Origin of the sequence: Streptomyces sp. CA2R106 (assembly GCF_037034245.1) — a bacterium.
In the GTDB taxonomy this organism is placed as follows: Bacteria; Actinomycetota; Actinomycetes; order Streptomycetales; family Streptomycetaceae; genus Actinacidiphila.
In genome coordinates this window covers 1-4955 of record NZ_JBAGKC010000074.1, presented here as the reverse complement: position 1 = coordinate 4955, position 4955 = coordinate 1, and the positions used below count along the sequence as shown (strand labels likewise).

The window sequence follows — 4955 nt, the reverse complement described above, 5'->3', positions numbered from 1 at the left end:
GGCGAAACGGACCGCCGCACGAACGTGCTCGACCCAGTAGTCGGCCGTCCGCAACTGCTCCGCATCGGCGCTGCCGGTGACGGTCGACACGAACGGCACGGAGGGCTCCTGGAAGTCCAGGCCCGCCACGACCGTACGGAACTCCGCCAGCATCGGCTCCATCAACGGCGAGTGGAACGCGTGGCTCACCGCGAGCCGCTTCACCCGACGCCCGCGACCGGCCAGTTCCTCCGCCACCCGCTCGACGTCGGCCTCCGCACCCGAGATCACCACGGACTGCGGCCCGTTGACCGCCGCCACACCCACGGTGTCCGCCACGCCTTCCAGCAGCTCACACACCTCCACCTCGGTCGCCTCGACCGCCACCATCGCCCCACCCGCCGGAAGCTCCTGCATCAACCGCCCCCGCGCCGCCACCAGCACACACGCGTCCCGCAACGACAACACACCCGTCACATACGCCGCCGCGATCTCACCGATCGAGTGCCCCGCCACCGCGTCCGGCTGTATCCCCCAGGACGCTAGGAGCCGGAACAACGCCACCTCGACGGCGAACAGCGCCGGTTGCGTGAACTCCGTACGCGCCAACACCTCCGCATCCTCACCCCACATCACCTCACGCACCGGACGCGCCATCACCACGTCCAACTCCGCACACACCTCGTCCAACGCCCCCCGGAACACCGGAAACACGTCATACAACTCCCGGCCCATCCCAAGCCGCTGCGCACCCTGCCCCGTGAACAAGAACGCGGTGCGCCCGCCCACCGCCACACCGGACTGCGCCAACACGTCCAGACCGTCCGCCAGTTCCCCCAGATCCGCGCCCACCACCACCGCACGATGCTCCAATGCACCCCGCGTCGTCGCCAACGACCACGCCACATCCACCGGCCGCAGTCCGGGCCGCCCGGCAACATACGACCGCAGCCGCTCCGCCTGCCCACGCAGCGCGGCTTCGGTCTTGGCGCTGATCACCCAGGCGACGACCGGAAGCGGGGGTGCCGCGGGGTCGTCGTCCGCGGCGGGCTCGGGTTCCGTGGCCGGGGCCTGCTCCAGGATGAGGTGGGCGTTGGTGCCGCTGGCGCCGAAGGACGAGACGCCCGCGCGGCGCGGCTGCCCCGTCTCGGGCCACGCACGCTCCTCGGTCAACAGCCGCACGTCGCCCGCCGACCAGTCGATGTGCGGGGAGGGCTCCTCCACATGCAACGTCCGCGGCAGCACACCAGCCCGCAACGCCATCACCATCTTGATGACCCCGCCGACACCGGCCGCCGCCTGCGCATGCCCGATGTTCGACTTCAACGACCCCAGCCACAACGGCCGTTCGGCATCACGCCCCTGGCCGTACGTCGCCAGCAGGGCCTGGGCCTCGATGGGGTCGCCGAGGGAGGTGCCCGTGCCGTGGGCCTCCACCGTGTCGATCTGCGCGGGCTCCAGGCCGGCCGCGGCCAGCGCCTGGCGGATGACGCGCTGCTGGGCGGGGCCGTTGGGGGCGGTGAGGCCGTTCGACGCGCCGTCCTGGTTGACGGCGCTGCCGCGGACCACGGCCAGGACGGGGTGGCCGAGCCGCTGGGCGTCCGACAGCCGCTCGACCAGCAGCATGCCCGCGCCCTCGCTGAAGCCGGCGCCGTCCGCGCCGGCGCCGAACGCCTTGCAGCGGCCGTCGGGCGAGACGGCGCGCTGGCGGCTGAACTCCAGGAACATCTCGACGGACGACATGACGGTGACGCCGCCGACCAGGGCGAGCGAGCACTCGCCCTGCCGGATGGCCTGCATGGCCAGGTGCAGCGCGACCAGGGAGGAGGAGCAGGCGGTGTCCACGGTCACGGCCGGGCCCTCGAGCCCGAAGGTGTAGGCGATGCGGCCGGTGGCGATGCTGCCCGCGCTGCCGTTGCCGACGTACCCCTCGACGTCCTCGGGCACGGTGCCGGCGCCGAGCCGGGCGCCGTAGTCGTGGTACATGACGCCCGCGAAGACGCCGGTGCTGCTGCCGCGCAGGGTGGCCGGGTCGATGCCGGCGCGTTCGAACGCCTCCCACGACGTCTCCAGCAGCAGGCGCTGCTGCGGGTCCATGGCCAGCGCCTCGCGGGGCGAGATGCCGAAGAACGCGGGGTCGAAGTCGGCGGCGCCGCGCAGCAGGCCGCCCTCGCGGGAGTAGATCCGGCCGGGTACGCCCGGGGTCGGGTCGTAGAGGGCATCGATGTCCCAGCCGCGGTCGCCGGGCATGACGTCGATCGCGTCGCGGCCCTCGGCGACGAGCTGCCACAGGTCCTCCGGGGAGACCACGTCGCCGGGGAAGCGGCAGCTCATGCCGATGATCGCCATGGGTTCGGCGGCGCCGGCCGGGGTGGCCGGGCGGGCGGCCGGTGCGGCGCCGGGTCCGGTGCCGACGAGTTCGGTGCGCAGCAGGCGGACGACGGCGGCGGCGTTGGGGTGGTCGAAGACGAGGGTGGCGGGCAGCCGCAGCCCGGTGGCGGCGCCGAGCCGGTTGCGCAGCTCGACGGCGGTGAGAGAGTCGAACCCGAGGTCCTTGAAGGCGCGTTCGGCTTCGACGGCGTCGGCGGAGGCGTGTCCGAGGACGGCGGCGACCTCGCCGCGGACGATGTCGAGCAGGTACTCCTCGCGTCGGTCGGCGGGCAGTGCGGCGAGTTGTCCGGCGAGGTCGCCGCCGGTCGCCGGGGTGCCCGCGGCGGCCGCCTGGCGCCGTACGCCCTGCGGCACCAGGGTGCTGAGCAGCGCCGGTACCGGGGAGGTCGCCGCCCGGCGGCGCAGGGCCGCCAGGTCCAGCCGCAGGGGGAGCAGGTACGGGTCGCCGGTGCGGGCGGCCGCGTCGAGGAGGGCGAGGCCCTGGCCGGTCTCCAGGGCGGTGACGCCGAGCCGGGCGAGCCGGTTGCGGCCGGCCTCGCCGAGCCCGCCGGTCATGGCGCTGGTCTCGGCCCACAGGCCCCACGCCAGCGACAGGCCGGGCAGCCCCTCGGCCTGCCGGGCCTGGGCGAGGGCGTCGAGGAAGACGTTGGCCGCGGCGTAGTTGGCCTGTCCGGCGGTGCCGAAGGTGCCGGCGCCGGCGGAGAACAGGAGGAACGCCGACAGGTCCATGTCCCGGGTCAGTTCGTGCAGGTGCCAGGCCGCGTCCACCTTCGGGCGCAGCACCGTGTCGAAGCGCGCGTCGTCGAGTGCGTCCAGTACGCCGTCGTCGAGTACGCCTGCCGCGTGCACCACGCCGGTGAGGTGGCGATCCCGTAGGACCTCGGCCAGCGCGTCCCGGTCGGCCGCGTCGCAGGCCAGCACCTCCACGACGGCGCCCTGGGCGGTCAGTTCGCTGCTCAGCCCGGCGATGCCGTCGGCCGCGGGGCCACGACGGGAGAGCAGCAGCAGGTGGCGCACGCCGTGCGCGCACACCAGGTGCCGGGCAACCGCGGTGCCCAGTACGCCGGATGCGCCGGTCACGAGCACCGGGCCGTCCCCGAAGACGGGCGCGGCGGTGGCCGCTTCGGCGGCGTGCTGGAGCTGTGCGCGGGTCAGGCGCGGTGTGCGCGCCACGCCGTCTCGTAGCGCCAACTGGGCATCACCGGAGGCCAGTCCGGGCGCGAGCGCGGCAACTCCCGCGTCGGCGGGGAGGTCGGCGAGCACGAACCGGCCCGGGTACTCCGCCTGCGCCACCCGTACCAGGCCCCACACCGGAGCGAGCGCCACCTCCACCGGCTCACCGGCGGACACGGACACGGCTCCCCGGGTCACCACCACCAACCGCGATTCGGCGAGCCGCTCCTCGGCCGCCCACCGCCGCACCACGCCCAGCACCTCGGCCAGCCGCGACCGTACGGCCTCCGGTACGGCGCCCTCGTCGGCCGGGCCGCACTCCCACACCACGGTCCCGGGTATGTCATCGCCGGACGCCAGCAGCGCGTCTACGTCGGCGTATGCCCCCTCGGCACCGAGTACCGCGACCGGGGGAGCCGCCTCGGCCCCGCCCGTCACCGGCACCCACTCCACCGCGAACAGCGCGTCATCGCCCCCCGCCGACGCCGCCGCCAACTGCTCCTCGGACACCTCGCGGGTCGCCAGCACCTCGACGGACGCCACCGGGCCGCCGGAGGCGTCGGCGACATCGAGCGTGACCGTCGTCGGGTCGCCGGCGACGGGGGCCATCCGGACGCGCAGGGCGGTCGCGCCGACCGCGTGCAGGGTCACACCGCGCCAGGAGAACGGCAGCCGGTTGCCGGAGGTGTGGCCGGCGGCGGGCGCGAAGAGGGTGAGCAGGCCGGACTGGAGGCCGGCGTCGAGCAGCGCCGGGTGCAGGCCGAACCCGTCGACGGTGTCGGCCGCCTCCGCGGGCAGGACGACCTCGGCGAACACCTCGTCGCCGCGCCGCCAGACACCGCGCAGGCCCTGGAAGGCGGGGCCGTACTCGTAGCCGCGCTCGGCCATGGCGGCGTAGAAGCCGGTGGTGTCGACGGGCTCGGCGTCGTGCGGGGGCCAGGCGGTGAGATCGGCCCGGGTGCCGGTCGGAGGGGTGGCCGGGGTGCCCGCCAGGGCGAGCGGGTCGGCCGGGGCGAGTGTTCCGGTGCCGTGCAGCGTCCAGGTGTCCTCGGCGCCGGACTCCTCGGGCCGGGAGTAGATGTCCAGGGCCCGGCGGCCCGCGCCGTCCGGGGTGCCGACGACGACCTGGACCTGGACCGCGCCGGTGGCGGGCAGCACCAGCGGCGCCTGGAGCGTGAGTTCCTCCACCCGGCCGCAGCCGACCTCGTCGCCCGCGCGTACGGCGAGTTCGACCAGGCCGGTGCCGGGCACCAGGACGATGCCGCGGACCGCGTGGTCGGCGAGCCAGGGGTGGGTGGCCAGCGCGAGCCGGCCGGTCAGTACGGTGCCGCCGCCGCCCGCGAGGGCGACCGACGCGCCGAGGAGGCCGTGCCCGGGAGCGCCGAGACCGGCGGCCGACACGTCGGCGGTGG

General features: G+C 75.1%; 1 protein-coding gene. It reads right to left on the bottom strand.

Features of this window, described 5'->3' with window-relative positions; genetic code table 11:
• A partial coding sequence (locus WA788_RS34960) for a type I polyketide synthase (RefSeq protein WP_335984409.1) occupies positions 1-4955 on the bottom strand: 4955 nt, incomplete at both ends.